Consider the following 26,338-nt stretch of genomic DNA (forward strand, 5'->3'; position numbering starts at 1 on the left):
TTCTTGTTAAAAATCATTTTAAAAGAATCCCATTGTTTGTAAGATCAAGTAAACGTTCAACACCACAAGGACAGTGGTTGCAACCCAAGCAGCGTACTTAACCCACGGCTTATTAACGAATTCGCCCATCAGTTCCTTGTTGCTGGTAAAGAGCACCAGCGGAATAATCGCAAATGGTAATGCAATGCTCAAGAATACTTGAGAAGCAGTCAACAAGTTTTCAATCTTCGCTTCATTACCATGATAGTAAATGGCGAAAATCAACACAGGCGTTACGGACAACAACCGAGTGATCAATCGCTGTGCCCAAAGCGGCATTCTTAAATGAATGAAGCCTTCCATAATGATCTGGCCTGAAAGTGTCCCGGTAATCGTTGAGCTTTGACCTGATGATAACAAGGCAACTGCGAACAGCATGCTCAAGATTGGGCTGGCAATCGCACCAACAACGTGGGAATTTTGCAACGCGTTAAACAAGTCCACAAATCGGCCAACTGAACTATTCGTGCCAAAGAATAAGGCGGCACCAAGTACCAGTAATAAGCTGTTAACGATGAACGCAAGTGATAATTGGATGTTCGAATCGATGGTTGAGAACTTGATTGCTTTAGCAACGTTCTTACGATTCTTTCGATCCACCCGTCTTGTTTGAGAAATTGAAGATCCCAGGAACAAATCATGGGGCATAACAGTCGCACCAACAATCCCCAGTGCCAAATAAAGCATAGACTTATTAGTGACAATCGAAGTCGATGGAATGTATCCTGCAAATAGCTCAGGCATATTGGGACCAGATAGAAATACTTCATATGAGAAGACCATCAAAATGACGGCGACCAAGGTTGCAACAATTGCCTCGATTTTTCGAAATCCGAGTCTCATTAATAAGAGAAGGATCAAGACATCGGCACTGGTAATCAAAATCCCAATCACCAGTGGAATCTTGAATAGCAACTCCAAGGCAATCCCTGAACCAATAATTTCGGCAACGTCCGTCGCCATAATCGCTAATTCTGTAATAATCCACAGGGCAAATCCGACTCGCTTGGAGGTCCGTTCACGGGTTAATTGGGCTAAATCTTTTCCAGTCACGATACCAAGTTTAGCTGCCATGGACTGCAACAACATCGCAATCAAACTTGAGATCAGGACTACGGATAATAAACTGTACTTGAACTGAGCACCACCAGCAATTGATGTGATCCAATTTCCTGGATCCATATACCCCACGGCAATGAGAATTCCCGGTCCGGTATAAGTCATCAAAGTCCGCCAGAAACCGGCATCTTCCGGAACAATGATACTGCCGTTGACCTCATCCAGGCTCTTGCTGTTTCCTTCTTCTTCTGTACTGCTGAAAAACTTCTTCTTAGGTTCTTTCGTAATTTCCACACTCTCTCGCATGTCGTTAGCCCTCTTTCATTGGTTTGAATTCGGGCAATTGTTTGAGTAGTTACTCACTCAATCACCAATTCATATTATACACACACTTTTTGTTAGGTCAACCAAAAAATATCAATCTTTTAAAGAAGCCGTTTTCAAAGTGTTTATGACATTTTTATCATGGAAAATTAATTAAGACTTTTAATTCAGCGGATTGAGTGTATACTTAATTTGAAATTTAAATCACACGAGTGACCATAAGGAGTCAATCCAATGTTGAAAGGTACCGAATTAAAGCTGTTTGCCGACACCCATGCCTTGGATGGCATGACTGACAAACAGGTCAAAATTTTGCTGGCTGCAATCGACGTTTTTGCCGCAAAAGGTTACGCCAACGCAAGTACAAAAGAGATTGCAACCGAAGCCGGCGTTGCTGAAGGAAATATCTTTAGTAAGTTCAAAAGCAAGCGTGGTCTTTTAAACACCATTATTCAGCCAGTAACTAAGGCGATTTTTCCTGCCGTCTTGACCGACTTCAAAGAACATCAACCACTGAACCCCAAGTTTATGACACTGCATTCATTTATTGAGGCATTGGTGACCGATCGTGTTCAATTCGTGCGGGATAATGCCGCTGTCTTAAAGATTTTTGTGTCCGAAGTTCTATATAGCAATGAGGTCCGCGTAGAATTGGTCAAACAATTTCCCGAATCATACTGGCACAATATCAATCAGACCTTGACGCAGTTAAAAGAAAACCACTTGATGATCAATTGGCCGAATACCGAGATTTTAAAATTGATGTGGGCAGTCGTCGGTGGAATGGTTGTCGGTTACTTACTATTTGATCAAACATTGGCATCCCAAGAAATCACCCATATTATTACTGCCCTAACAAAAGCTTTAGCAAGATGAGTTGTGTAAGTAGAAGCTAGAACGAAAGACGTCGTAAGTAAACATTATGGAATAAGGCCGAATCAAAAGCTGACACTTTTGCTCCGACCTTTTTTAATTTATTTCAAAAGAAAAAATGAGATAGTTATAAAAGTTGTCTTCATTAATCATTGCGAGCGGTTCCATTGTTGTTATGGTTGGACTGAAAAATTCTTGATGAAGATAAATGGACTTTCGGATTAAAACACGAACATTAGAAGTAAAAAATCTTAATTATTTACATATTGATTATTGAGAAGTGAGTGTTTATAATAAGTTCTGACTAGCGATACGAATTATCATATTTTATTTTTAAATATAGTTCGTGTTTCGCTTATTTAAAAACTTTTTCATCAAAAGGAGAGCAATAATGAAACGTAACCAAAACGGTTTGCTATATGGTCCAGAAGATAAAGTCCCTGTCTTTCAATCAGGTTTACTCGGACTTCAGCACGTCTTAGCCATGGATGTCTATGTGCCGCCCATTATTATTGCAGGCTTGCTGTCAATGAGCCTGGCACAAAAGACCGGCTTTCTTCAAGCCGCGTTTCTCGCTTGTGGAATCGGAACCATCTTACAGACCAAGTACTTCATGAAGCTGCCTGTATCGCAGGGACCATCATTTGTTCCCATTGGGGCTGTTGCTGGTGTTTACCTTGCCAACGGCGCCTCGCATGGCGGCATGGCAACTGTTTTGGGTTCACTGATTGTTGGCGCCATTCTGCTGATTCTTCTGGGCTTATCAGGAATCTACCAAAAAATTATCAATACACTGGTACCAGCCATCGTTGGTGGGACAATCATCACTTGCGTTGGATTGTCACTGCTTCCTTCAGCTTTGAACGATAATATCTTCAAAGCTGCTGGTAATATTAACCAAAATATTGAAATTGCGGCCATCACAGCTTTTGCGATGCTGGTTGCAATTACCATCGGGCTGCGGGTTCCTCAACTTCAACGGTTGTTCAAGGTCAGTTCAATTATTATTGCATTAGTTGTTGGGACAATTGCCGCATCTATGATGGGCCAGTTTGACTGGTCGGTTGTAAACGATGCATCTTGGATCAGCCTTCCCCAATTCACTTCTTTACATTACGGCATTCATTTTTCATTGCCTGCTATTTTAACGTTTATCGTCATTTACATGGTGCTAACGACTGAGACAACCGGTACTTGGTTTGCCATGAGCGCCGTGGTCGATGAAAAAATCAGTAAGAAACAGTGGAACCGCGGAATTATCGGTGAAGGCCTGAGCTGTCTGTTTGCTGCCCTTCTGGGAACCACACCAATGACCGGTTACTCCACTAACGCTGGCGTTGTGTCGATTACCGGAGTGGCCAGCCGGCGGGTCTTCGTCTCAGCTGGACTCTGGTTTATCGTTCTTGGCTTCTGCGGAAAATTATCGGCATTTCTTTCGGCTGTTCCCGCAGCGGTTATCGGTGGTATCTTCTCAATCATCTGTGTCATCATTATGTTAAACGGCTTAAATGTTATCAGAAACTTGGCAACCGATGAAAGTACCATCTATGTATTAGGGATTCCAATCGTCTTGACCATGGCTGTCATTCTTTTGCCAGCTAAGGTTGTTAGTGAGACTCCTCAAATCATTCAGTATCTGTTGGGTTCCCCTATTACGATTGCAGCATTAAGCGCCATTATCATTAACCTTGTGATGGGCAACAAGGCAACTTCCGAGGATCGAGTTGAAGACCCAAAAGTCGATAGCATCACAAAAGGCCCGGTTGTTGAAACCAAATAATAGTGTAAAATAAAAGGCCATCCGAATTTTTCTCGGATGACCTTTTTACGATCTTATTTTTTCGTTAATTTGTTATAAACTTCATCGGCAACCAAGTCGTTTGTCCACATCCAGATCACGTGGCCCAACGCCTCTGAAACATGTTCTTCTGCTGGTTGATTCTTGGCAGAAGGGACCGTTCCCATTGCAGGCATGATGCCCAAATGAAAGGCGCCCCAAACACCGAGACCAAACAGCGTACCATCCGCCAACTTAATGACCGGCACATAGTGACCTGCCAAGCTGTAAAACATCGCAAACGACGTCGAGAAGCCAAAATGGATGATATAGCTGACCCACGGCAACTGTTCTCCGGAGTATGTGTAGGTGGCGTGAGTCACATTGGCAGGAATACCCGCTTGTTCGAGTAACCGCTGAGGTGGATTGGTTTTATTGCGCTCAGGTGTCCGTGGTGGCAGCACATTTTCCCAGCCCAACTTGACTAAGCCTGAAATAACCCCTGCGACGCCCCCGGCAATCAAGGCGGCTTTCCAATTAACTGATTTGCTCATATTGATGATCCCCTTTCGGCACTATCGTTGATTCCATTATAATCCAACAACCGCCAGTTCACGTATAAAAAGAAATTCGATGCATCCATTTGCAATTTTCGAACTTACCTGTTAAAGTATAGATAATGTATTTAGCTTCGAAACAAGGTCCATCGTTCTAATAAGAATGACTCCTTACTTTTCAAGTTTCAAATGCAAAATTTATCGCGCTAAGCGCAACGGAGGTTTCATTCTTATGGAACAAGGTACTGTTAAATGGTTTAATGGAGACAAAGGTTACGGTTTTATCACTTTAGAAGACGGCAAGGACGTATTTGTTCACTTCTCAGCTATTAATGCTGACGGTTACAAGACCCTTGAAGAGGGCCAACATGTTACCCTTGACGTTGAAGACAGCGATCGTGGCCCACAAGCTGCTAACGTTTCAGTTGTTACCGACTAATTAAATCAAAAAATAAATAAGGACTCCTGTGAGGGTCTTTTATTTTTGGATAAAAAGTGCGTCCCAACGAATAGCTGGGACGCACTTTTTAGTTTATCGTTAACAGCTTTTTGTCAAAGTCTCCCAGGAAACTGTCCTTAAACTGCTGCTTATCCTTCAAATACTTTTTCCCGAACTCATCCAGCAACCCGTGAAACTCCTGGGCATCCTGATACGTGAACGATTCCGGCAGGATAATGCGTTTCTGCAGCTTGGAATACGTCTTCAGGCCTCTAAATCCCATATATGTAAATAACGTCCGGGTATACTTGTCCGCGATAAACGCCGGCCGATCAAAAACATACACCAGAAGTGAATCGGCCGTTTCTTCGCCAACCCCTGGCAGCGCCAACATCGTTTTTCTCAGACCATTTCCGTACTCGGCACTCATTTTGTCAAAATCGCAGTCAAATTGGTCGAACCAAGCTAAAACCGCCCGTAAACTACGACTCTTGTTGACATAAAAGCCGCTGGGGCGAATCAACGACTGCAACCGTTCAACTGATAGCTTTAGAATCTGTTTAATATCTAAATCAGTCTCATCCCTCAAATTAGTCAGTGCCATATCGACATTGTTCCAATTGGTATTTTGAACCAGAATTGCCCCAATCACAATTTCCATCTTGGAATCGGCGGGCCACCAATATTGCGGCCCCATTTGGCGGTACATTTCTTGATAGAGTGGAATCGGATTAATCATGTACCGGACCTCCTTTTTACGTACTCTTTTATTATACCAATGGCTTACTAATAGCCAAGGAATTGTGTCCGCATCACCTCCCCCTGCCTGGTAGCGCTACCATTTCCGATACAGTATACTAAAGTTATTATTATTTATAGGAGGATTTTATGACTGAACAGGAAAAAATGCTGGCCGGAAAAATTTATGACCCAACCGATCCATTACTGGCGGCACAACAACACAAAGCTCACCGGTTATCTAAACTATATAATGATACATTTGATGAAGATACCGATAAACAGGCCAAAATCATTGCTGAAATGCTTCCTAAGGCAGCCAAAGACATTTACCTTCAAGGACCTGTATTCTTTGATTACGGCATTTACACGACGATTGGTGACCATTTCTATGGCAATGCCAACCTGTCTGTCCTAGACGACTGTCCGGTCACGATTGGCAATAACGTGATGTTTGGCCCCAACGTGACGCTGGCAACGCCGATGCATCCTTTGAGATACCAAGATCGAAACATCAAAAGGCGGCCAAATGGTGACGAATACGACGATGAGTATGCCAAGCCCATCAATATCGGCAACAACTGCTGGATCGCCAGCAACGTCGTCGTCATCGGCGGCGTTACGATTGGCGATGGTTGTGTGATTGGTGCAGGCAGCGTGGTCACTCGAGACATCCCTGCCAACTCTTTGGCGGTCGGGAACCCTTGTCGCGTTGTTCGGCCAATAACGGATGCCGACGATATTCATTTGAAAACAGAGTTGTTTTAATTATCAAAAAGTAGGACAAACAGTATTTTATTTACAGAATTTAAGCCCAGCAATCATTTCTTCGTTATAGAATGATTGCTGGGCTTAAATTTTGGAGTTAGCCGATTGTTGCATGTATGAGGTAAATAATATAAAACAGCCAGACAAACTCCAACCACATTTTTTATTTCTATTTATTTGCTTGTTTTTTCAACTTGTGCGACTGATAAGTCAAGAACGCCCAAGCAACCAAGCCGAAGAAGATTGGTCCGATAATCGTCCAGAAGGCGTTGACGTAATCGTGCTGAAGAATTGGTTCGATCGCCGTAAAGCCAATACCGCCAATTAGCACAATCAAGACAATGATTGAAATCGTATCAGTCATCCATTGTTTGGTATAAATTTCAAAGGGGCGCTCCAATCCCTTCTTGCGTTTGAAGAATGGGAAGGCTGCCACCAAGAAAATGTATGGGAATGAAGTGGAAATATTTCCCATGTTGGTCAAAATGACATAGAACTGTTTGGCACTTGAACCACCAAAAGTCACAAAGAAAATCAGGACCGCCACGATAACGGCTTGCGTCCACATCGCGAATCCCGGCATTCCCTTTTTATTCAATTTGGTCATCTTTTCCGGCCAGAATTTAGGGTTCGAACCCATGATAAATGACTTGAGGGGTGAATAAATCAAAACAAAGAATGACCCCATGTAAGCCATAAACATACTTAAACCGGCAAACCGGGCAAAACTAGTCCCCAAAATCGTGCTGGTGGCCGCAGACAGGTGCAGGCTCTGGCCTAAAACAACGCCTAAATTGGCCATCAATACATAGGTAATATTCCCCAGGTTAACGTGACCATTGCCAAGAACCGAGTGCCAATTAGCCGTAATTCCCCAAAGAAAGATTGACAGCGAGTACATCACAGTGATGACCAGCGTTGAAATAATCAATCCTCTTGGAAATGTCTTCTCGGGCTGCTCCATGTTATCAGTCACACCACCAAGGGTTTCAGTTCCAGCGTATGCGAACACAGCGTAAACCATGAACGAAACAAGTGCAATTGGCGACTGAAAATCAGGATTGGGTGACTGAATGAAGCTATGCATCCCAGTTACGGGCTGTGCCAAATGACCTCCGTTTAAAATGAGAATTGTGATACTGGCGATCGCAAAGATAACCGTCAGTAAGGAGACAAAAATCCCACCAACTGAAGAAATCTTCGAAATTGAATCCATTCCGCGAACTGCAAACCAGGTAACCGTGATGATCCAAAAAATCGCTAATAACCCAATTGTCTTGGTTGAACTCAGCCCAAAGAAGCTCCAGGTCTGAGTCGTATCATGACCAAACAGGGTTGTCGCAAACGGAATCCAAACTTTGGAGGCCGTCGACATCATCCAGATAATCCATGATGACAGCCAGATAAACGTCCCAATAAAGGCCCACTCTTCGCCAATTGAACCGGCCAGCCAGGAATAAATCCCCCCATGGGCATCTTTGAAAGTTGAACCATATTCCGCAAACATCATTGCAGTTGGTAATAAGAATAAAATAGCAGCTAACACGTACCAAATAATACTGGCGTAACCCATTTGCTCATAGGCAACAGTGGTATTTGCAAAACCATAAATCGTGGTAAAAATCATTAAGATCAAACCCACTAAGGTGATTTTTTTCTTCGACATAATATAGATTCCCCAATTTTAGTATTTTAAAAATATGTAACGCTTTCACTTGCTCAAAAACAAACTAAAGAATAGCATTCAAATATTAAAATTGACCAACAATAATCACTGCCTATGTTAGATCTCCATTAAAATTAGTTCTAATTTGCCTTCTTGAAAAACTAAAGCTGACAAATGCTTCGCCACCCATAATAAAAACCCAATTGCCAGAAACAACTGGTAATTGGGCTTTCTTTGAATGATTCAATTTAGTTCAATTTAGTCTTGCTCAAAACATTCAACTTGTCATCAAAGTCATAGACAACTGGTTCGCCAGTCGCCATTTCAAGGTTGATAATGTCTTCGTCAGAAATGTTTTCGATATACTTGGAAAGGGCACGCAATGAATTACCATGAGCGGCGATAACCACGTTCTTGCCGTCAAGCAACTTAGGTGCAATTTGATCTTCCCAGAATGGCATAACTCGTTCGAGAGTCACTTTAAGGTTTTCACCACCAGGGATGATGTGTGGATCAAGGTTGGCATAACGACGGTCGTGAGCAGCAGAACCTTCGTCATCAGCCTTCAAAAGTGGTGGCAAAACATCGTATGAACGACGCCAGATATGAACCTGTTCGTCACCGTACTTTTCAGCGGCTTTCTTCTTGTTGTGGCCTTGCAAAGCGCCATAATGACGTTCGTTCAAACGCCATGATTTGATTTCTGGAATCCAAAGTTGGTCTGAGTATTCCAAAGCATAATGCAGAGTCTTGATTGCACGAGTCAATACAGAAGTGAACGCAAAGTCGAATTCGATGCCGGCTTGTTTGATCAGCTTACCAGCGTTGATGGCTTGCTTAACGCCTTCTTCGCTCAAATCAACATCAACCCAACCAGTAAATTGGTTAGATAAATTCCATTCACTTTGACCATGACGAATTAAAACAAGTTTTGCCAATATAATTACCTCTTTCTTTATCTCTATCAGATTGATTTTACACCAAACGGAAAAATTTTTCAGCCTAATTGTGAAACTTTTATAAAGTGAATCCGTTTTCTATGGTTCGCCCTGCTTGTCGGGAAGCTTACCAGACGTGCTGTCATGCTTCTTGACCCCCAAAATGTCAAGGAAGAATGTAAAGATCGGCACCCCACAGATCAGGCCCCAAATGCCAAAGAAATGTTCGCCGATCAGCAACACCACAAAGGTGTAAAAAATCGGTAGATTGGTCTTTGACGCCATAAAGTTGGGGTTGAGCACATAAGCCTCAAAGGCATGAACAATGATAATCGTGATTAACAAATAAAAGACATCGTTGAAGCCACCCACTGAGTAGCCAATCAGTGACAGTGGAATGAACGAGATAATCACACCGGCGACTGGAATCAAGCTCAAAATGAACACCAACAGTGCCAATGCCGCAAGTTGTGGCAGATGCATGAACGCCATCACGATCGTTGTTAAAACAGTGTTGCAGATTGCGATGAAGAATTGAGCTTCAATAACCACCCCGAAGGTTGCGACAAACTTTTTACCAAAGAAGTAAAGGTCTTGGAAGAACCAGCCAAAATCACTTTCTAAAAATAATCTTGAAAATCGTGTCATCGTTCGTTGCTCAATCGAGAAGAAAAAGCTCAAGATCATCGATAAGAAAAGGGTGATCCCCATGGTCCCAACTCCGGTGACGTATCTCCAAACCAATGACACCCCATTTTTCATTTGGGCCATAATATTGCTTTGCTTGATGAACTCGTTGACCCATGCCAAGGTTGTGTCATCAGGCAAATTTTTTGGGTTTGAATAGAAATTGATAATGTCTGTCGTCGTTCGAATCGTTTGTTCGGCAACTTTTGGAATGTACTTGGTAATCGCAAAATACAGGCCTAGGATGACCAACGCATAAAGAACCGTCACAATCACGCCGGCGGGAATTTTAATATGCCGACGAATCGCATTGGTCAATTTGACGACCAACAAACAGAAAATAAACGTTAATAAGACCGTGCTGATCATACTGCGCATCACGTAAATCACAAAAATAATCACCATCAGGACTGTGAATCTTCTTAGTGCAACGTTATTGATGAATCTCGTCCAAAGTGACAAATACCCAACCCCCTTGTTTGGTGCTTAATTAATTTAATTTTACACTTCGAAAGCGTTTCCCCACAAGCATTATTACCTTTGATAATAAAATCTCAGAGGTTGCTCGCCCCTGAGACTTGTGTAATCGTATTAATACCGTGATTTGACATATTGACCAATTGTTTCGCCTTTTTGATGTGCGCCCTTGATGATATTGCGAACATCTTGGTCACTCATGGCATTGGAGTCAACGCCGGCAGCGCTAATCTGTTGTCTAGCCGAATTGATTTGTGCCTGGGTGATCGGCTTGCCGTTCAAATCCTTTTGTTTTTGCGTTACTGTATATTCATTTGAGCCCTTATAAGCCGCCGCAGCTTTCTTCTCTGCCGAGGTCAGACTGGCACTCTTATTGGATGACACATTTGGATTATTGCTGGTGTTGCTGTCAGAATTTGACGAATCAAAATCATTCGAACTGCTGGATGAATTACCACTAATCGCATCGTTATTCTTATTCCGCAGATCTTCTGCCTTCTTCAAAATGTCAGCGTAGTATTTCTGATGAATTGATTTGTCAGAGAAAATCTTATCCAAAGTACTGTTAGATTCTGTGTACTTGCCCTCACCCGTTTGATCGAGCGCCTGGTCGTATATCTTGGTGTAATTGCCAAGGTTCTTTTGAATCCCCTTAATCTTGGTGATTTGCTGTTTGGCGCGATCGGCCAGCAGCTCACTGCCCTTTTTGACGTCAACAACTGATTGATATTCACCCTTCGCCTGGCCAAATTTACGCGAGTTAAACAGATCGTTGGCCGCAATAAATGATTGTGTTTGGTTCAACACTTTATTTGCCTGTTCATCATTTGGTTTACGTTTCAAGGCATTGGTAAACGATGTTTCGGCAGCTGTATAATTTTTATTCGAAATTTGAAGGCGGCCTCGCTTCATAGCCTGAGCGTAAATGTTCTCGTTTTGGCTATGACGGGCGTACGCGTAACCACCAACCGATGCACCGATCACAATGGCGATTACAATCCAGATCCATTTTTTCAAATTGAAGCCCTCCTAATAAAATTTGTTCGCTTTTATTATAACATTTTTCCATAAACGGCATTTCTGAACGCAATCAAATGCAGATAACTTGGAAAGATGACGGTTAACATTTATTATAGCAAATGATGGATACAGACTTTAGACCAAATTTTTGTTATCCTAAAGCTAAGAATTTAACTTTGAGAGGAGCTTACAAATGGCGGACAGTTCAGAAGAGTATATCAAGCAGCACATGTTCGGCAACCCACAGATTAAGCCGGACGAAAAACGCGCATTCCTGGGAAACTTCAGGGAACGGGTTGCGCTGGCCCTGACGATTGGCCAAATTCAACGACCGGACGTGGGCGAACTGGTAGGGAAGATTTTAAACGACTACCCGGAATATCGGTTGTATATCAACGGACGAATGGACCAGGAATTAATTGACCCGTTCATGGACATCGCCATTGAACACAATTACAAGTTCACGGTCCTGGTCCAAAATGGCATGAGGGTCGACCAACCGTTGAAGCCGGATGATTTCGGCTTGGTGGTGGCCAACCCACATGAGAAGATTAAGAGAAGGATTGTGTTTTAGAGAGTGCGGAGCAAACCGGGTAACTACTAGGCATTTCATGGCCGTCGGAGCATTAATTTGATAACTAGTTTTGACGCTGGGCTTGCGTCGAAGCTAGTTATCGGATTAAGCGGAGGAAGTTGGTTCGCGGAGCACATTTCGGCTAGGTAACAGAAAACACAGAACAAACATGGTATCAACCCAGAGTGCAACCAGACCCGGGTTGACCCAGGCCTTACATGTTGGGGTCAGGGTCGTCGGAGCACATTTCAACTCGGAAAGAAGAAACCACAAAACAAGCATCCTCATCAAACCAAAGTGCGACGAGACTCAGGCTTTACACGTTAGGGGGTCAGGTTCGCGCCAAGTAGGCTAGACCGCTGCACGTCATTTGCGGTCGTCGGAGCACATTTTTCAGCTAGATGAACCATTCGCCTCAACTATCCTACAAACCAACGCAAAAGAGCCAAGGCATTCAATTGCCTCGGCTCTTTTAAATTTTAAAAAATATGTAACGCAACTTTGACGGTTCTCTCAAACAACCAGCGCCAACAAGAATACCGCTATCAACCCCAGCACCACCGAAAGCGCCATTGAACGTGTCCAGTAGGCAATCGCGATGACAATCACTGCAGCGATCAATTCCGGTGCCCGGTTAACAATTGTCACCGTGTACACGGGTGAGATGAATAGGTCTTTAACGACCAGCGCAGTAAATAACGATATCGGCACATACCGCATCCATTCATTAAACCAGGCAGGAATTTTTCGGGTACGGAAAAACATAAGCGGAATTAAACGTGGTGCGAACGCCACGCAAAAACACCCTAAAATTAGCCAAACATGTTGTGTTGTGTTCCATTCCATAAAGATAGCTCCTAGTCATTCACGTCTTCTTCAGCATCTTCGGGTGACCCAGCCGGGTTCTTCATCGACTTTAGCCAGCCGCTCTTTGGATTGAACTTGCGAATGGTTGCCTCCACCGCAAACCCAATAAATGAGGCAGCCAGCGTTGATAGTACAAGCCCCAACGTTGATTTGGTAAGGACCATGAAAAAGGCGGCCAGAAATCCCGACAAAATACAGATGACGATAATCAATCCATTCTTTAACTGCACGACAATCATGTAGATAAATAACGCCGTTAAGGCAAAATGAACAATTGTCAGGTCAATATTAATCGCACTACCAATCAAACTCCCGATGATATTACTAATCGTCCAAAAGACCAGTGTCATGTGTTCAACGTGCAGCGCTTCTCGTGGCGTGAACTTTTTATCAGTCGAAAATTTCAAATAATTCAAAGCGTAGTTTTCATCGTTCATCGACGCCGCAAACAGCGCTGTGAAACCAAGCGACTCGCCATGCAGGTACTTCGAAAGACTGGATCCCAGCAATGCGTAACGAAGTTCTAGAAAAAACATCATCAAGATTACTGAAAGCATGGGCGCGTTGGTCGCAAGAAGTGATGCAATCAAAAATTGGGCACCCCCAGAAAAGACCATTATGGAAACCATAAGGGTGGTCCAAACGTTAAAGCCGGAAGCGTGTAGTAAAATACCACACGCCAGGCCAATCGGAATATAACTTAAATCGACAGGCAAAGAAGCATCTAGTATTCTTCGCCAGTATGGAAGCTTCGCCCTCGATTTTGCTACCGCTTTTCCCAAAAGGATTCCTCCATTTAAACCTTGTCACACATCCGGAAATGTGTGTAAAAATAATGTAAACACAATTCAGGTACAATTATATGGGATTTTCACAAATTAATAAACACCTATTGTCCAATTGGATCATTAAAAAAGTCGCAAGATCGCCCGCCATAAGAGAACGAACGGATTTGCTTTTTTTATCGACTTGTTAGCGACCATGACAATTTGAGCACCGGATTTTTCGATATATTGCAATCGGTTATTGCCAGCGCTTAGTTGAACCAACCCCACTTTAGTGCTTTTCTTAACTGGCGCCTGCACATCGGTCGGCTTTTTGACGTAATGACCATTAATTTGAGTTTGCGAAACCCCATTTTTGACCCAGACCCAATGCGTGGACTTGGTCACCGGCAAAACCGTCTCTTGTTTGCCGTCAGGGACCTTGGCCTTACCCACTCCCTTGATGGCTGTATTGGCCTTCAACTTAATGGGATGCTGCGTTGTGTAGACTGAGCGCATCAACTTTGCCGTCTGGATAAATCTGGCTGGATCAGAGGCACCCTTGTTGCGAGCGCCTAAAACAACTGTGATGATGCGATGTTTCCCACTTTGAGTGGCAGAGCCGACAAAGCACGCGCCAGCCTTATCAGAAGTACCGGTCTTTAGACCATCGACTTTGACGCCCTTGGCAATTGATTTGTCCGCCAACAGCTGATTGTGCCCTGTCATCTGAGTCCCATAAAACGTCCCCGACGATTGGTCCGTAATCTGCGTCACCCGCGGGAAATCCTGAAGCAGATGCTTGGCTAACAACGCGACATCACTTGCGGAGAGTAAGTTCTCAGCGTTCTTGCTGACGTTTTTAAGGGCCAGCTGGCCGGTGAGCTTGTTCGTCAACCCCGACGCATTATAAAAATGGCCATCCGTAATTCCGAGCTTCCTAGCCGTCCGGTTCATCATGGCAGCAAACTTTGTTGGCGTCCCGGCAACCTTTTGTCCCAATGCCAGCGCGGCCGCATTTGCGGATGCCACCAACGTTGCATTGACCAGCTGGCACACCGAATACGAGTGTCCCGATTTTAACGGAACATTGGTTAATTCGGCTGCCGTACTGAGCTTTGCCAATGCAGGTGTAATCTTGACCTTGTCGCTCCAAGCCAACTTCTTCTGGGCAATTTGCTGATGGACAATGTAGACCGTCATTAATTTTGAAATCGACGCAATGGCCATTGGCTTGTTGGCGTTTTTCTGATACAAAATCTGGCCGGAATCTGCGTCAATGGCAATTGCGGACTTCGCGTAAATCGTTGGTCGTTGACTGCGAGCTCCAGCATTGGTGGTTACTCCCAGAACGCAAAAAAAGCCCATTAAGGCTATTAATAATTGTAAACGTTGCTTCATAAAGGTCTCCTCTTATTGGGCAATGGCTTTTTGAATCGGATTTTTCAGCTGATCGCCGTGTTTAGCCGGCAAATGGATGGCGAATGTTGTAAGTCCCTGATCCGAGCTGACATTAATGTAGCCGCCATGCAGGTCAATGATACTTTGCGCAATCGCCAAACCAAGGCCAGAACCACCAGTATCCTTATTCCGAGAACTTTCAACACGGTAAAACCGCTCAAAAATCTGATTAAGAGATTTTTTCGGGATCTCCGGACCGTCATTGGCAACGTGAATCACAACTTCTCCCGGCTGCCCAGTCGCACAACTGAGGTAAATATGGTGGCCACCCTTGCCATATTTAATGGCATTTGAAATTAAGTTATTGAACACCCGGCCAAGCTTTTCCGCATCAGCTTCAATATACATCGGCTGATCAGTTTCCTGAGCCGAAATGGCCAAGCCACTTTTATCCGCTTCCAATTCAAAACTGGCCACAAGCTGTTCCATCATCTGATTAAGGTCAATCTTGCTGATCGACAATGGCGTGCCCGTTTGTTTAACTTTTGTATACTCAAACAAATTGTCAACCAGTGACTTCATTTGCTTGGCCTTGAGATAGGCGATATCCGCGTATTTCAGCAGGTCTTCTTGGCTATGGTACTGTTTATCACGAATCAGGCCAAGATAGCCCAAAATAGACGTCAGAGGTGTTCGCAGGTCGTGGCTGACGTTCGTAATCAACTCGTCCTTGGAGCTTTCAATCGCCCGCTCCTCGTCCATGGATTGAATAACACTGTCAACCAGCGCGTTGATGCTTTCTACAACTGATTGCGTATTGCCTTTCAATTTAAATGGAATTCGGTGATTCAAATGACCGTTGGCGATATAGTGCAGTTCACTGATGATATGTCTCAACTGCATTTGGTGATACCGCCTAATGAGCCGCCAGTAAACCACAGCGGCATCAAACAAGATCATCAACACGATAAAAATATTTTCCCAACTCCAAAGGTGAAGATGGTCAGGCCCGATGATAATTGAGCGCTTGATGATAAAAATGCCATCCCGCAATCCGGGGTTCGTTGAAATAGATTGGTTAATTAAAACAATGATTGAAAGGTTGAGCAGCAACAGTAAAATGACTGTCACAACCCCTTCCAAAAAGAGTTCGGTTTTTTCGCGGCCGGTCAGCTTCACGTTGCGTTCCCCCTTAATGACAATTGAAATTAATGTGATTCAATCTTGTAACCAACACCCCAAACGGTTTGAATGACTTTTTCACCGTTGGTTGCTTCTTCAATCTTATCCCGCAGATGACTGACGTGGACCATAACAGTTTTGGCAGAAACAATACTTTCCTGACGCCAAACCCGCTCAAAAATTTCGTCGGCGGAGAAAACCCGGTTGGGATGACTTGCCAACAAATACAGAATCCCAAATTCAAGTGCCGTCAGTTGAATCGGCGTGCCGGTAATGGTTTTAACTTCGTGAGAATCCTTGTTAATGGTGAGTGGTCCGATATCCAACACGTCAGGGGTATCGTTGGTCACATGTTCTTCGGTTCGTCGCAAAAGCGATTTAACCCGGGCCATTACTTCAAGCGGATTAAATGGTTTGGTAACGTAATCGTCAGCACCACTGATCAAGCCCTGGATTTTGTCCATGTCTTCAGTTTTAGCAGATAAGATGATGATCGGAATTTGAGAATCTTTTCGAACTTCCTTGACGACCTCGATTCCGTTCATGCCGGGCATCATAATGTCAAGAATCATCAAACCGATGTCGGATTCAGTCCGAAGACGGGTCAGTGCTTCTTGACCACTGTAAGCAGAAACTGGCTCGTAGCCTTCATTTCGAATATAAATTTCAAGCAGTTGAGCAATTTCTTTATCATCGTCGACAACTAAAATTTTCATCATTAATCAACCTCATTATCCTATTTATTTACTATTATTCTAACATTGTTATGCGCTCAAACTTATCAATTAGCATTCAAGTTTGATTCTACACTTTTTAACTAATTCGACAACTATCCTTGAAATGCTAATGTAAGGCGATTGCACAACGTTTACAAGGGTAACAGGGGAAGCTTAAAAAAGACTTAAGAGAGCGACGAGCAACGGGTGGTGCGGTTTCTAAGGATAAATGGACAAAAGCCCTGGGTTCGGGCTTTTGTCCATTTATCCTTAGAAGTTAGCACCAGTTGCGTCGGAGCTTATTTTAGAAGCCGAATCGCCCCTCAATCGAACATAACAAACGTATCCCCTTGCCCCCCAATTTTGAGGATCTTAGAACACAAGCCTTCCAACAAGCACCCCAACAAAAAAGGCCGAGCAACCGTGCCCGACCTCATCACTCTATTTCAAACAATTAAACAAACTAAAATTCATTTTTTAATCCTTCACCATCAGTCTTGGTTTCCCTCACAAAAGGGAGGTCGTCAATGTCTTCGAAGGGTTTGAATCGTGAACTTCCGCCATGACCGCCATGACTATGGTAGATATGGTGAGGCGTGTCAGCCAACATATCTCTTCCGTGCATGCCAACCGCAACGCCTAACCCAAACAAAGTAATGCCACCTAATACACTTCGGACTTTCATCATCACGCCTCCTAGATCAGCTTTTGATCTTTCAAGATTTCTTCCAGATAAGTGCCCCTTACATGGTCAATTAATTTTTGAACAACCATCTTTTCCGGAGCCGTCAGCGGTAATTCCATCAGCGATTTTTCGTCATTCAAGTAATAAATTGAGCTTAAAATTGATCGAACGTCAAACGATGACGCGTAAACCTCCGGAACACCCCTATCAACGTTGAACAGCTGATAAACAGCTTCCATTGCGGTTCGGACGGAATACTCGGTCGTAAACACTGTATCCCGCTTGGTTTCCGAAAAGTTACCGATGAACGCCAGGTTCTTTGAGCCTTCAGGAACAACCAACGGCCGGTCGCCCGCTCTTCTTGGCATGAAGTAAGTGGTGATGTAAGGCATGTGTACCGGAACCGTGTTGGCATCTTTGGCGATAGATTCAATCTGATCTTCCGGAACCCCAATGTGATACAAGAACTCTTCACAAATTTCAATGCCCGTGCAGTCCGCAATCTTCTTCTTAATGTAATTACCAGGCAAATCAGAGAATAATCCGTACGTCCAAACGACTAATTCATCTGGCTTTTGTTGGGCAAAGTGTGGCTGCCGACTGACCGTAAAGCCCATCAGCCAATTTGAATCACGAATCGAAACCGGACCACTAGTAATCAACTGCCCACTGTGGGGTGCTTTCTTGGTAATTCGTTGAATATAAGGCTCCACTCGATTGTCAGTGAAGGTCGTCGTAGCCGAAATCACCCAGTTAGCCGGTGGAATGTTCTGATAGAACTTCTTGGGATGACCAAATGCGGGATCCTGCTTGGCCAAATTTTCCCAAAGCTGCCAGGAAGCACCAACCGGATGTTCCTTTGGCGCCGGCTCATCGTTACTGCCATAGGTCGTGCTTTCAGTTATCGACCCGTTGGTAACGAAAACATAATCTTCTTCACTCAGTTCAATTGTCTTGGGCTCGCCTTTTTCAACGATATCCAAGCTGGTCGCGACCTTTTGGCCATTAGAACTGTCAACCACGATGTTATTGACGGTCGTGTCAAACTGGAAACTAACGCCCCGATCTTCCAAATACTTCACTAGTGGCTTGATGAGTGATTCGTACTGATTATATTTAGTGAACTTTAAGGACGACATGTTTGGCAAGGTTGCCACATGATGCACAAATCGCATGAGGTAACGGCGCATCTCAATTGCACTGGCCCACGGTTCGAAGGCAAACATGGTTGACCAGTCCAGCCAGAAATTGGATTTGAAAAATTCATCCGTGAACACATCGTTAATCTTCATATCGGCTAATTGGTCTTCGGGGGTCATAACGAGCTTTGTGATCTCTTCAATCGCCTTTCGCGACAACGTGAACTTGCCGTCAGTCGGAATCCGTTGACCACGCTTTTCAATGGCGCGGGCATGAGAAAAGCTCGGATCATCTTTATTCAACCAATAAAATTCGTCGAGCACAGAAATATCGGGATTTTCCAAGCTTGGGATCGAGCGAAACAGATCCCACAGAGTCTCAAAATGCGATTCCATTTCCCGGCCGCCACGGACAATATAGCCACGGTTGGTATCATAAATCCCGTCCATACTGCCACCTGGCAGACTCAGTTCTTCCAATACATGAATATTCTTCCCAGGTACTTGCGCATCCCGCACCATAAACACGGCAGCTGCCAAGGACGCCAATCCAGAGCCAATCAAATAAGCAGATTTGTTGTCCACTCCGGCAGGTTTCTTTGGCTTCGCAAACGCTTCGTAATTCCCGTTTGAATAGTACATATATGCTCCCTCCTTTATGCATACACCCTGTAACCGTTTACATTGGTATTATAAACCCAAATTATCAGGGAGGGTCTGCAGTAGCTTGCCCATTTATAAGAAAATAAGTCAGCTTTAGAAGGTCAAATGCCCTCAAAGCTGACTTATTTTCAATCAATGATCCAGTTAAATTTACAAAGCCATTATTCGTTTTCAGCGGCATCCTCCACCAAGCTTTCCTGAAGTGCGGCCAGCTTAGTCGTGACGTAAACCGGGAACTCGTCAGGATTGATCAAACGCTTAGTCGCTGCTGGGATTTGTGTCAACATCTGCTGACTGTACTTTTGAATATCAAATACCCCGGGCAACGTTGTCTGAAGCTTTGGACCATCCAAGGCTTGAACTTGAAGTGGCACGGCATCGAATTTTTCGATTCGCTGTTCCCGTTGCGTTGCCAATGGATTAGCCTTCACAACCGTAATTGGTTGGTCCAGTGACTCATCCGCCAAGGCAATCACGTCGGCAAAGGCGTTTTGCGTTCCTGGATAGTACAGTCGATAAACCTGCTTTAACCCTGGCAGGGTCAGCTTTTCACGACTGGCACTGACTTTGATCTTTGGAATCGTCTGGCCGTCCTTGATAACCGCAGCCAGTTTGTAGACGCCACTCAAAACAGGTGATGAGGCACTGGTGATTAATTTTTCACCAATTCCAAAGTTATCCAGTGGTGCGCCTTCGTGAAGCAGTGAAGCGACAACGTGCTCATCCAAAGCGTTTGAAGCCGTAATCTTCACTTCAGGTAGACCGGCATCATCCAGCATCTTCCGGGCCGCTTTGGAAAGTTGAGAAATATCTCCGGAGTCGATTCGAATGCCAACCGGTTGATGACCGGCTGCTTTGAGTTCCTTGAATACCTTGATGGCATTTGGGACACCGGACTTTAAGACATCGTAAGTATCAACCAGCAAGGCCGCGTTGTCCGGGTATACCTGGGCCCATTTTTCAAACGAGGTCAATTCATCCGGAAATGATTCAACCCACGCGTGGGCCATCGTTCCAGCGGACGGAATCCCAAACTTTTCCGCTGCCAATACATTTGAGGTACTCGTGCAACCACCAATAACGGCTGCCCGGGCGCCATATGTGGCACTATCTGGGCCCTGAGCCCGTCTGGCACCGAATTCCATTACAGGCCGATCACCAGCCGAGTAGGTAATCCTCCGGGCTTTAGTGGCAATCAACGACTGGTGGTTCAAAATGTTTAGCAGCAAGGTTTCAAATAATTGAGTCTGCAATAACGGCCCTCGGATCGTCAAAAGCGGTTCCCGCGGAAAGACGGGTGTCCCTTCCGGAATTGCGGAAACTTGACAATCGAATTTAAAATCCAACAGGTCATTCAAAAAATTATCCTGAAACAAGTTCAGAGATCGCAAGTAGTCAACGTCGCTTTGGTCAAAGTGAAAGTTTTGCAGGGACTTGATTGCCTGCTCCAAACCCGCAGTAATGACAAAACTACCGTTGTCCGGCACTTTTCTGAAGAAGATGTCAAAAACACCCTGTTCATCATTGATGGTCTGGCGGTACCCATTTGCCATTGAAAATTCGTACAAGTCCGTTAACATTGATAAATTATTCATAATAAAGTGTCCTCTTTCTAAAATTAAGGTCGACTTAACTTTTATTTATTAAAAATAAAAGTAACGCAAACTTTTATTCTACGTTACAACCACTTGGTCAAAATTTCAAGAAATTAAGCGATTAAATGTGCTAATTTATAGAGCCGTGCTGGCCGGCCAGGTCCTTTGACTTCCGAAGTGCCGAGGTCGGTAAACAAGTCTTGGTGACTCTTTTTGAAATTCGAATTGTCAATATCATCTACCGGGGTTTTCAAAAACGGGGAGTAAACCCGACGGGCATCCTTCAAAGTGAATTTTGATCCCAAAATAAGCAGAACATTTGGCTGATAATCCAGCTTATTGCGGATTCGATCACAAGCAACTTTGAGAATCCATTCGTGATCAAACGCCAGGTGCTTATCCGGATCGGATTGATTTTCTGTGACGTTCGCATAGTATGCGCGTTGAACGGGCGTCTGAGTGGTATTAAAAAGCCGCTGATCATTTTCAAATGAATAAGTGGTATCCGTGTACCCCATTGTAAACCAACGGGCATCAGAGGCCCCATAACCGGCTTTGAGTTGGGGCTTTTCCGGAAGAAATGTCATGTAAGCTAAAGAAAGTGCCCGATCTCCGGGTGTCCGTTGGGGATTGGTAAAGGTTGCCAATTGCTCGGTATGGCTGCCGGACAGATCCATGCCAATCTTTTCACGGACGAGTCGTAAGGCGGCTTCTTCGGCGCTTTCCTGAGCACGCATAAAAGTTTCCGGAAGCGCCCAGTACCCGTTGAATGGATGATTGTCGCGCTTAACCAACAAAATATTCACCCGGTTGGTGGTATGGTCAAAGCTCCAGATTAAATTTGTAATTGTAATAAACGGCCGTTCGAGAATCGTTTGTATCGCCAACGTATCTGCCTCCCACTGTGGTGCTTTGCGACTGCACTCACAAATTATGATACTCCTAATTATGCCAGAAAATCACGTCCAGAACCAATTTATGAATAAACTTTAGGCTTATTCACTTAAGTCGGCCATCATGGCCAAAATCCGGTTGGTTTGAATCGCAATTTCAATTAAAGTTGTGGGCCCCTTGAGGTGTTCTGAATCGTGGCTGGCAGTTGGACCAAGGGCCAAGCTTTTATCAAAAGAACGCTTAATTCTAACATCAAGAACCGGGTCATAGATGCGTTTTCGGCGACTTCCAATTGAAATTCTGTCCGGTGAAGAGGCGTATAACCGCTGAACAGCCACCGTATCAACTTTTTGAATGCTGTAAAACCGGTTTGCCGCATACATCACGCTCGCTCTTCCAGGGTTATGATTTAAGCCAATTGCGTGTCCCAGTTCATGCTCGGCCACGTTGACCCATTCAAAATTGGCATAGTGAAAACTTTTTAAGGTCTGATTGTTAATGTCACACTCGGCCTTGGCAATATATCCTTGATTATCGACGGTCAAATAAGTCATTCCGGTATAACTGCCGCCAATCGCTGACGTCACCTTGGCAGTTACTTGTGCGTCGGTGCCATTGGCAAGTTGAAACGTAAACACCCCGGTCCGGTTCCAAGCTTGAATCGCACTTAGCCAAATCGACCGATACTTTGCCGGTACCTTTGAAACGTCAATGGTCGCGGTATTCGATTGAAATCGGGCCGACCCATAAGGCGTAATCGGCGTACTGGCAGACGCAGAGACATCCCCGCAAGTTGCAAGGAAAACAAGTGCGAAGATGACCACCATTAAATTTTTCATCCACTTAGACATCGGCTCACTTCCCGAAGAATGACATTCAATGACTAATTTCGTCTATATTATATTACTTTTGTATTATCGTGACGACTATTTGGCTGGCGGACTTTGTTTCTTGGGTGATGTCAGTTTATCTAGTAAATGTGCTCCGACGCAACAGATGCTAACTTCTAAGAAGAATTTAAGCGAAGCCCCAAGTTCAGGGACTTCGCTTAAATCCTTCTTAGAAATCGCATCACCCGTTGCTCGTCGCACTCTCAAAATAAAAACAGGTCGATCACCTCATGGTCATCAACCTGCACATTTATATCTCAATTAATCTTCTGGTTTATAGTTGGGTGCTTCTTTAGTGATATTAACGTCGTGGGGATGGGATTCTCTCAAGCCGGCGTTGGTAATTTGAACGAATTGCGCGCTGTCGTTGAGATCCTTAACCGTCGCAGATCCAGTGTAGCCCATTCCTGAACGAAGGCCACCGACCATTTGGAAAACAATGTCATTGATGCTGCCCTTGTACTCGGTCTCACCTTCAATACCTTCAGGAACCAACTTGTTGGCCTCACTGACACCGCCTTGGAAGTAACGGTCGGCTGAACCATGTTGTTGTTCCATTGCGGCAACACTACCCATACCACGGTATGACTTGTATTTCTTACCGTGATCTTCAAATACCTCACCAGGGGCTTCATCAGTACCGGAGAAGACGCTCCCCAGCATAACGGCCGTTCCACCGGCAGCCAAAGCCTTCACAATATCGCCTGAGTACTGAATCCCACCGTCTGCGATAATTGCCTTACCCCATTTACGGGCAACGCTGGCAGCGTCATAAACGGCTGTAATTTGAGGAACCCCAACGCCGGCAACAACCCGGGTCGTACAGATTGAACCAGGTCCAATTCCAACTTTAACAACATCAACACCTGCTTGGAATAAGGCTTCTGTTCCAGCAGCAGTTGCAACGTTTCCAGCGATCAGAGTCGTATCTGGATAGTGGTCACGAATTTGAGCAATTTTTCGAAGAACACCTGCTGAATGGCCATGAGCAGTATCGATCACGATTGCATCGGTTCCGGCTTCAAGTAATGCGGAAGCCCGATCAAACGTATCGGTTGAAACACCAACGGCGGCAGCAACCAATAATGCCCCGTTTTTGTCAACGGCTGCTTTCGGTGTATCTGCAGTCTTCTTAACTGCCTTCACTTTGGCAACCTCGGCAGCTTGTGCTTCAATGCTGAGGTTCTTGTGAACAACACCAAGTCCACCAAGCTTTGCCAAAGCAATTGCCATCTTCGATTCGGTAACAGTGTCCATTCCGGCACTTAGAAAAGGAACATTCAACTTCAAGTTATCTGCCAATTGTACCGATAAATCCACATCATTTGGTAATACATCACTTGCTGCAGGAATTAACAGCACATCATCAAACGTTAACCCTTTTTTACCGAATTTTTCATCCCAACTAACCATCTATCTCGCTCCTTTTAAATGTTGATTGCCTAATAACTTATCATTTTCATTTTCAATAATCAACGCATCTTGATGGATTCTAATGCGTCTCTCATAAAAAATTGAAAAGCTGTTCGACAAACTGTTTATGAAATTGTATTGATTATACACGAACTTTTTGAATAAATAAAGGGACGTGCTTCATATTTTTTCGTCCTTTCTCAAATTTATTTCAAGTTATCAGATTAATGTTCGTGTTTTGCTGGCAAATCATCAAAAAAATAAGGCCGTTTCAAACATCATTTCGTTTGAAAAGCCTTATTATTCAATGCTTAAGGTGAATTTAGAAGACACCACCGGTAATATTGTAGTGGCGCTTGACGTAAAAACTACCAACTCCGGAAAGAACGCCCAAAACAATATAGACGTATGGGCTGAGTACCGGATTTAATACTGGTGGCAAAATTGATGAGACTGTAAAGATTCCCATCCAAACTGCCAGGAATAAAATCACCAGAATGATTCGAATCCAGATTGAGTAGCGATGTTGGATATTGGGTGCAAACATCATGGTGACAATCGGAATTCCCAGTCCAGCGACGGCAGCACTAATAAAGATCCCAGTTATGCCCATCATTGGCTGTGCGCCACCCTTGGTTGGCAGGAAGTAAATGATCCCATACATCAAGAAGAAGATGGTCAAAAATAAGATCGCGTTATAGCCCGCATTCTTCCAGTAGTCCCGCTTAGGGTCAGCCGGCCGTGCAGGTGGATGAACTGTATTTTCAACCTTTTGATCAACTGTCCCCCACATATTACGCGCTGTTTTGCCGGACTTCTGCCCTTCCAGCAGCTCTTGGACCATTGTTTGAACGGCCTCGTTCTTTTTATCAGCCGACAACTTAGTTGACCCAAGTGCCTGATTAAATTTAAACATATAGTCCGCATTTCGCTTGGTTAGCCCAATGTTATCAAATTGGGAATGGACGATTTTGGCCGCATGATCCCGATCCTGATGCACCTGAGCGTTTTTTTCGCGCGCTTTTGCGTTAGCGTTGCGCTTCGTTTCATCATTGCTACTCACTAGCTTCACTCCTCTTAAATTAACGTATTAGACGTTAAATCTGAACTCAACAATATCGCCATCTTGCATGACGTAGTCTTTTCCCTCAAGCCGCAGCTTACCGGCTTCCTTAACGGCAGCGGGTGTCTTTAGTTGGTCGAGGTCATCAAATGCCATCACTTCAGCACGGATAAATCCACGTTCGAAGTCTGAATGGATGATCCCAGCTGCTTGTGGTGCCTTAGTTCCTTCTTTAAAGGTCCAGGCACGTGTTTCTTTACCGCCTGCAGTGAAGAAGGTTTGCAGGCCCAAAAGCTTGTATGAGGCGCGGATAAGCCGATTTAAGCCGGGTTCCTTAACACCTTCGGCATCAAGAAACTCCGCTTTTTCATCATCATCCAACTGGGCGATTTCTTCTTCAGGGCCTGCAGCAACCGCAATCGCTTCGGCACCCTCTTTTTCGGCAAAAGCCTTGATTTCTGGGAAGTACTTTGAATTCTCGGGATCAGCCATATCGTCTTCGGCAATGTTGGCCACGTAAAGAACCGGCTTGCTGGTCAATAAGAATAGACCTTTAACGATTTTTTGCTCATCATCAGTAAATTCAATTTGGCGAACCGAACCGCCGTCTTCCAAGACCGGCTTAATCTTTTCAAGCACGGCCAATTCCGCTTTGGCTTCCTTGTCATTGCCCTTAGCTGCTCGTTGAACCTTGCCCAGACGCTTATTAACCGAATCAAGGTCAGCAATCCCCAATTCAAGGTTGATTGTTTCGATGTCGTCAAGTGGATCCACTTTCCCTGAAACCGTGGTGATGTTGTCGTCATCGAATGCCCGGACAACGTGGACAATCGCGTCAACTTGACGGATATTTTCCAAGAACTTGTTTCCAAGTCCCTCACCCTTGCTGGCACCCTTAACGATTCCAGCAATGTCGGTAAATTCAAAGGTCGTTGGAACCACCTTTTTGGCTGGGATTAATTCTTGAATCCGGTCGAGCCGCTTATCGGGAACTTCAACCATCCCAACATTTGGATCAATCGTGGCGAACGGATAGTTGGCCATTTCAGCTCCGGCCTTGGTAATGGCGTTAAATAATGTTGATTTACCAACGTTTGGCAAGCCAACGATTCCTGCAGTTAAAGACATAA

25 protein-coding genes are annotated in these 26,338 nt (G+C 44.4%); 5 read left to right on the top strand and 20 right to left on the bottom strand.

The genetic code is table 11. The annotated features are described in order from the left end of the window. Positions 1 to 18: 18 nt before the first annotated feature. A complete protein-coding gene (locus tag FC51_RS07225) occupies positions 19 to 1,404 on the bottom strand; it encodes an Nramp family divalent metal transporter (protein ID WP_057909730.1) in 1,386 nt (461 codons plus the stop codon). 252 nt (positions 1,405 to 1,656) lie between these two features. Between FC51_RS07225 and FC51_RS07230 the strand changes: the two genes are divergently transcribed. Together FC51_RS07230 and FC51_RS07235 are read left to right on the top strand one after the other, a co-directional pair. After that, positions 1,657 to 2,298, top strand: coding sequence for a TetR/AcrR family transcriptional regulator (locus FC51_RS07230; RefSeq protein WP_057909731.1), 642 nt, complete (start codon positions 1,657 to 1,659; stop codon positions 2,296 to 2,298). A 388-nt stretch (positions 2,299 to 2,686) separates the two neighbouring features. Beyond that, a complete protein-coding gene (locus tag FC51_RS07235; protein WP_057911253.1) occupies positions 2,687 to 4,075 on the top strand; it encodes a uracil-xanthine permease family protein in 1,389 nt (462 codons plus the stop codon). A gap of 53 nt (positions 4,076 to 4,128) precedes the next feature. Here FC51_RS07235 and FC51_RS07240 read toward each other — a convergent pair whose 3' ends face one another. Beyond that, the gene (locus tag FC51_RS07240; RefSeq protein ID WP_057909733.1) at positions 4,129 to 4,626 is read right to left on the bottom strand and encodes a DUF1440 domain-containing protein; all 498 of its coding nucleotides are present in this window, start codon (positions 4,624 to 4,626) and stop codon (positions 4,129 to 4,131) included. Positions 4,627 to 4,861: 235 nt separating this feature from the next. On the opposite strand from FC51_RS07240, the gene FC51_RS07245 reads away from it, so the two are divergent. Further along, a complete protein-coding gene (locus tag FC51_RS07245; protein ID WP_057909734.1) occupies positions 4,862 to 5,068 on the top strand; it encodes a cold-shock protein in 207 nt (68 codons plus the stop codon). An 88-nt stretch (positions 5,069 to 5,156) separates the two neighbouring features. Here FC51_RS07245 and FC51_RS07250 read toward each other — a convergent pair whose 3' ends face one another. After that, complete coding sequence (locus FC51_RS07250) at positions 5,157 to 5,807, bottom strand: endonuclease III domain-containing protein (RefSeq protein WP_057909735.1); 651 nt, start codon at positions 5,805 to 5,807, stop codon at positions 5,157 to 5,159. A 149-nt stretch (positions 5,808 to 5,956) separates the two neighbouring features. On the opposite strand from FC51_RS07250, the gene FC51_RS07255 reads away from it, so the two are divergent. Continuing rightward, on the top strand, positions 5,957 to 6,574 hold the full coding sequence (locus FC51_RS07255; RefSeq protein WP_057909736.1) for a sugar O-acetyltransferase: 618 nt from the start codon (positions 5,957 to 5,959) through the stop codon (positions 6,572 to 6,574). Between the two features lie 169 nt (positions 6,575 to 6,743). Here FC51_RS07255 and yjeM read toward each other — a convergent pair whose 3' ends face one another. The 4 genes from yjeM to FC51_RS07275 all read right to left on the bottom strand — a co-directional run bounded on the left by yjeM (position 6,744) and on the right by FC51_RS07275 (position 11,359). Then, positions 6,744 to 8,240, bottom strand: coding sequence for a glutamate/gamma-aminobutyrate family transporter YjeM (yjeM, locus tag FC51_RS07260; RefSeq protein ID WP_057909737.1), 1,497 nt, complete (start codon positions 8,238 to 8,240; stop codon positions 6,744 to 6,746). A 248-nt stretch (positions 8,241 to 8,488) separates the two neighbouring features. Beyond that, complete coding sequence (locus FC51_RS07265; RefSeq protein WP_057909738.1) at positions 8,489 to 9,178, bottom strand: 2,3-diphosphoglycerate-dependent phosphoglycerate mutase; 690 nt, start codon at positions 9,176 to 9,178, stop codon at positions 8,489 to 8,491. Positions 9,179 to 9,277: 99 nt separating this feature from the next. Beyond that, a complete protein-coding gene (locus tag FC51_RS07270) occupies positions 9,278 to 10,270 on the bottom strand; it encodes an AI-2E family transporter (RefSeq protein ID WP_171031864.1) in 993 nt (330 codons plus the stop codon). Between the two features lie 186 nt (positions 10,271 to 10,456). Next, positions 10,457 to 11,359: a hypothetical protein gene (locus FC51_RS07275; protein ID WP_057909740.1), complete on the bottom strand. Its 903-nt coding sequence runs from the start codon at positions 11,357 to 11,359 to the stop codon at positions 10,457 to 10,459. A 196-nt stretch (positions 11,360 to 11,555) separates the two neighbouring features. On the opposite strand from FC51_RS07275, the gene FC51_RS07280 reads away from it, so the two are divergent. Continuing rightward, positions 11,556 to 11,936, top strand: a complete 381-nt coding sequence (locus tag FC51_RS07280; protein WP_057909741.1) for a YueI family protein — start codon at positions 11,556 to 11,558, stop codon at positions 11,934 to 11,936. A 513-nt stretch (positions 11,937 to 12,449) separates the two neighbouring features. Here FC51_RS07280 and FC51_RS07285 read toward each other — a convergent pair. From FC51_RS07285 to ychF, 13 genes are all read right to left on the bottom strand, one after another. Next, positions 12,450 to 12,782, bottom strand: coding sequence for an AzlD domain-containing protein (locus tag FC51_RS07285; RefSeq protein WP_057909742.1), 333 nt, complete (start codon positions 12,780 to 12,782; stop codon positions 12,450 to 12,452). An 11-nt stretch (positions 12,783 to 12,793) separates the two neighbouring features. Then, positions 12,794 to 13,585 carry an AzlC family ABC transporter permease gene (locus FC51_RS07290; protein ID WP_057909743.1) on the bottom strand — a complete coding sequence of 264 codons (792 nt, stop codon included), beginning with the start codon at positions 13,583 to 13,585 and terminating at the stop codon, positions 12,794 to 12,796. A gap of 126 nt (positions 13,586 to 13,711) precedes the next feature. Next, positions 13,712 to 14,968 (bottom strand): D-alanyl-D-alanine carboxypeptidase family protein, encoded by a 1,257-nt coding sequence (locus FC51_RS07295; RefSeq protein ID WP_057909744.1) that lies wholly within the window; start codon positions 14,966 to 14,968, stop codon positions 13,712 to 13,714. Between the two features lie 12 nt (positions 14,969 to 14,980). Continuing rightward, a complete protein-coding gene (locus tag FC51_RS07300; protein ID WP_057909745.1) occupies positions 14,981 to 16,147 on the bottom strand; it encodes a sensor histidine kinase in 1,167 nt (388 codons plus the stop codon). 29 nt (positions 16,148 to 16,176) lie between these two features. Then, positions 16,177 to 16,866, bottom strand: coding sequence for a response regulator transcription factor CroR (gene croR, locus FC51_RS07305; protein ID WP_013727423.1), 690 nt, complete (start codon positions 16,864 to 16,866; stop codon positions 16,177 to 16,179). Between the two features lie 463 nt (positions 16,867 to 17,329). After that, complete coding sequence (locus tag FC51_RS07310; RefSeq protein WP_057909746.1) at positions 17,330 to 17,551, bottom strand: hypothetical protein; 222 nt, start codon at positions 17,549 to 17,551, stop codon at positions 17,330 to 17,332. A gap of 11 nt (positions 17,552 to 17,562) precedes the next feature. Next, a complete protein-coding gene (locus FC51_RS07315) occupies positions 17,563 to 19,332 on the bottom strand; it encodes an oleate hydratase (protein ID WP_057909747.1) in 1,770 nt (589 codons plus the stop codon). Between the two features lie 182 nt (positions 19,333 to 19,514). Further along, the gene (locus tag FC51_RS07320) at positions 19,515 to 20,948 is read right to left on the bottom strand and encodes a nicotinate phosphoribosyltransferase (RefSeq protein ID WP_057909748.1); all 1,434 of its coding nucleotides are present in this window, start codon (positions 20,946 to 20,948) and stop codon (positions 19,515 to 19,517) included. Positions 20,949 to 21,061: 113 nt separating this feature from the next. Next, the gene (locus tag FC51_RS07325; RefSeq protein WP_057909749.1) at positions 21,062 to 21,835 is read right to left on the bottom strand and encodes an NUDIX hydrolase; all 774 of its coding nucleotides are present in this window, start codon (positions 21,833 to 21,835) and stop codon (positions 21,062 to 21,064) included. Positions 21,836 to 21,943: 108 nt separating this feature from the next. Further along, on the bottom strand, positions 21,944 to 22,693 hold the full coding sequence (locus FC51_RS07330) for a matrixin family metalloprotease (protein WP_057909750.1): 750 nt from the start codon (positions 22,691 to 22,693) through the stop codon (positions 21,944 to 21,946). Between the two features lie 300 nt (positions 22,694 to 22,993). Next, on the bottom strand, positions 22,994 to 24,145 hold the full coding sequence (guaB, locus tag FC51_RS07335) for an IMP dehydrogenase (RefSeq protein ID WP_057909751.1): 1,152 nt from the start codon (positions 24,143 to 24,145) through the stop codon (positions 22,994 to 22,996). 322 nt (positions 24,146 to 24,467) lie between these two features. Beyond that, on the bottom strand, positions 24,468 to 25,208 hold the full coding sequence (locus tag FC51_RS07340; RefSeq protein ID WP_057909752.1) for a DUF1129 family protein: 741 nt from the start codon (positions 25,206 to 25,208) through the stop codon (positions 24,468 to 24,470). A 27-nt stretch (positions 25,209 to 25,235) separates the two neighbouring features. After that, entirely contained in the window at positions 25,236 to 26,336 is a 1,101-nt protein-coding gene (gene ychF, locus FC51_RS07345) for a redox-regulated ATPase YchF (protein ID WP_057909753.1), read from the bottom strand. Between the last annotated feature and the right edge of the window lie 2 nt (positions 26,337 to 26,338).

This window comes from Lentilactobacillus parabuchneri DSM 5707 = NBRC 107865 (assembly GCF_001435315.1).
In the GTDB taxonomy this organism is placed as follows: Bacteria; Bacillota; Bacilli; order Lactobacillales; family Lactobacillaceae; genus Lentilactobacillus; species Lentilactobacillus parabuchneri.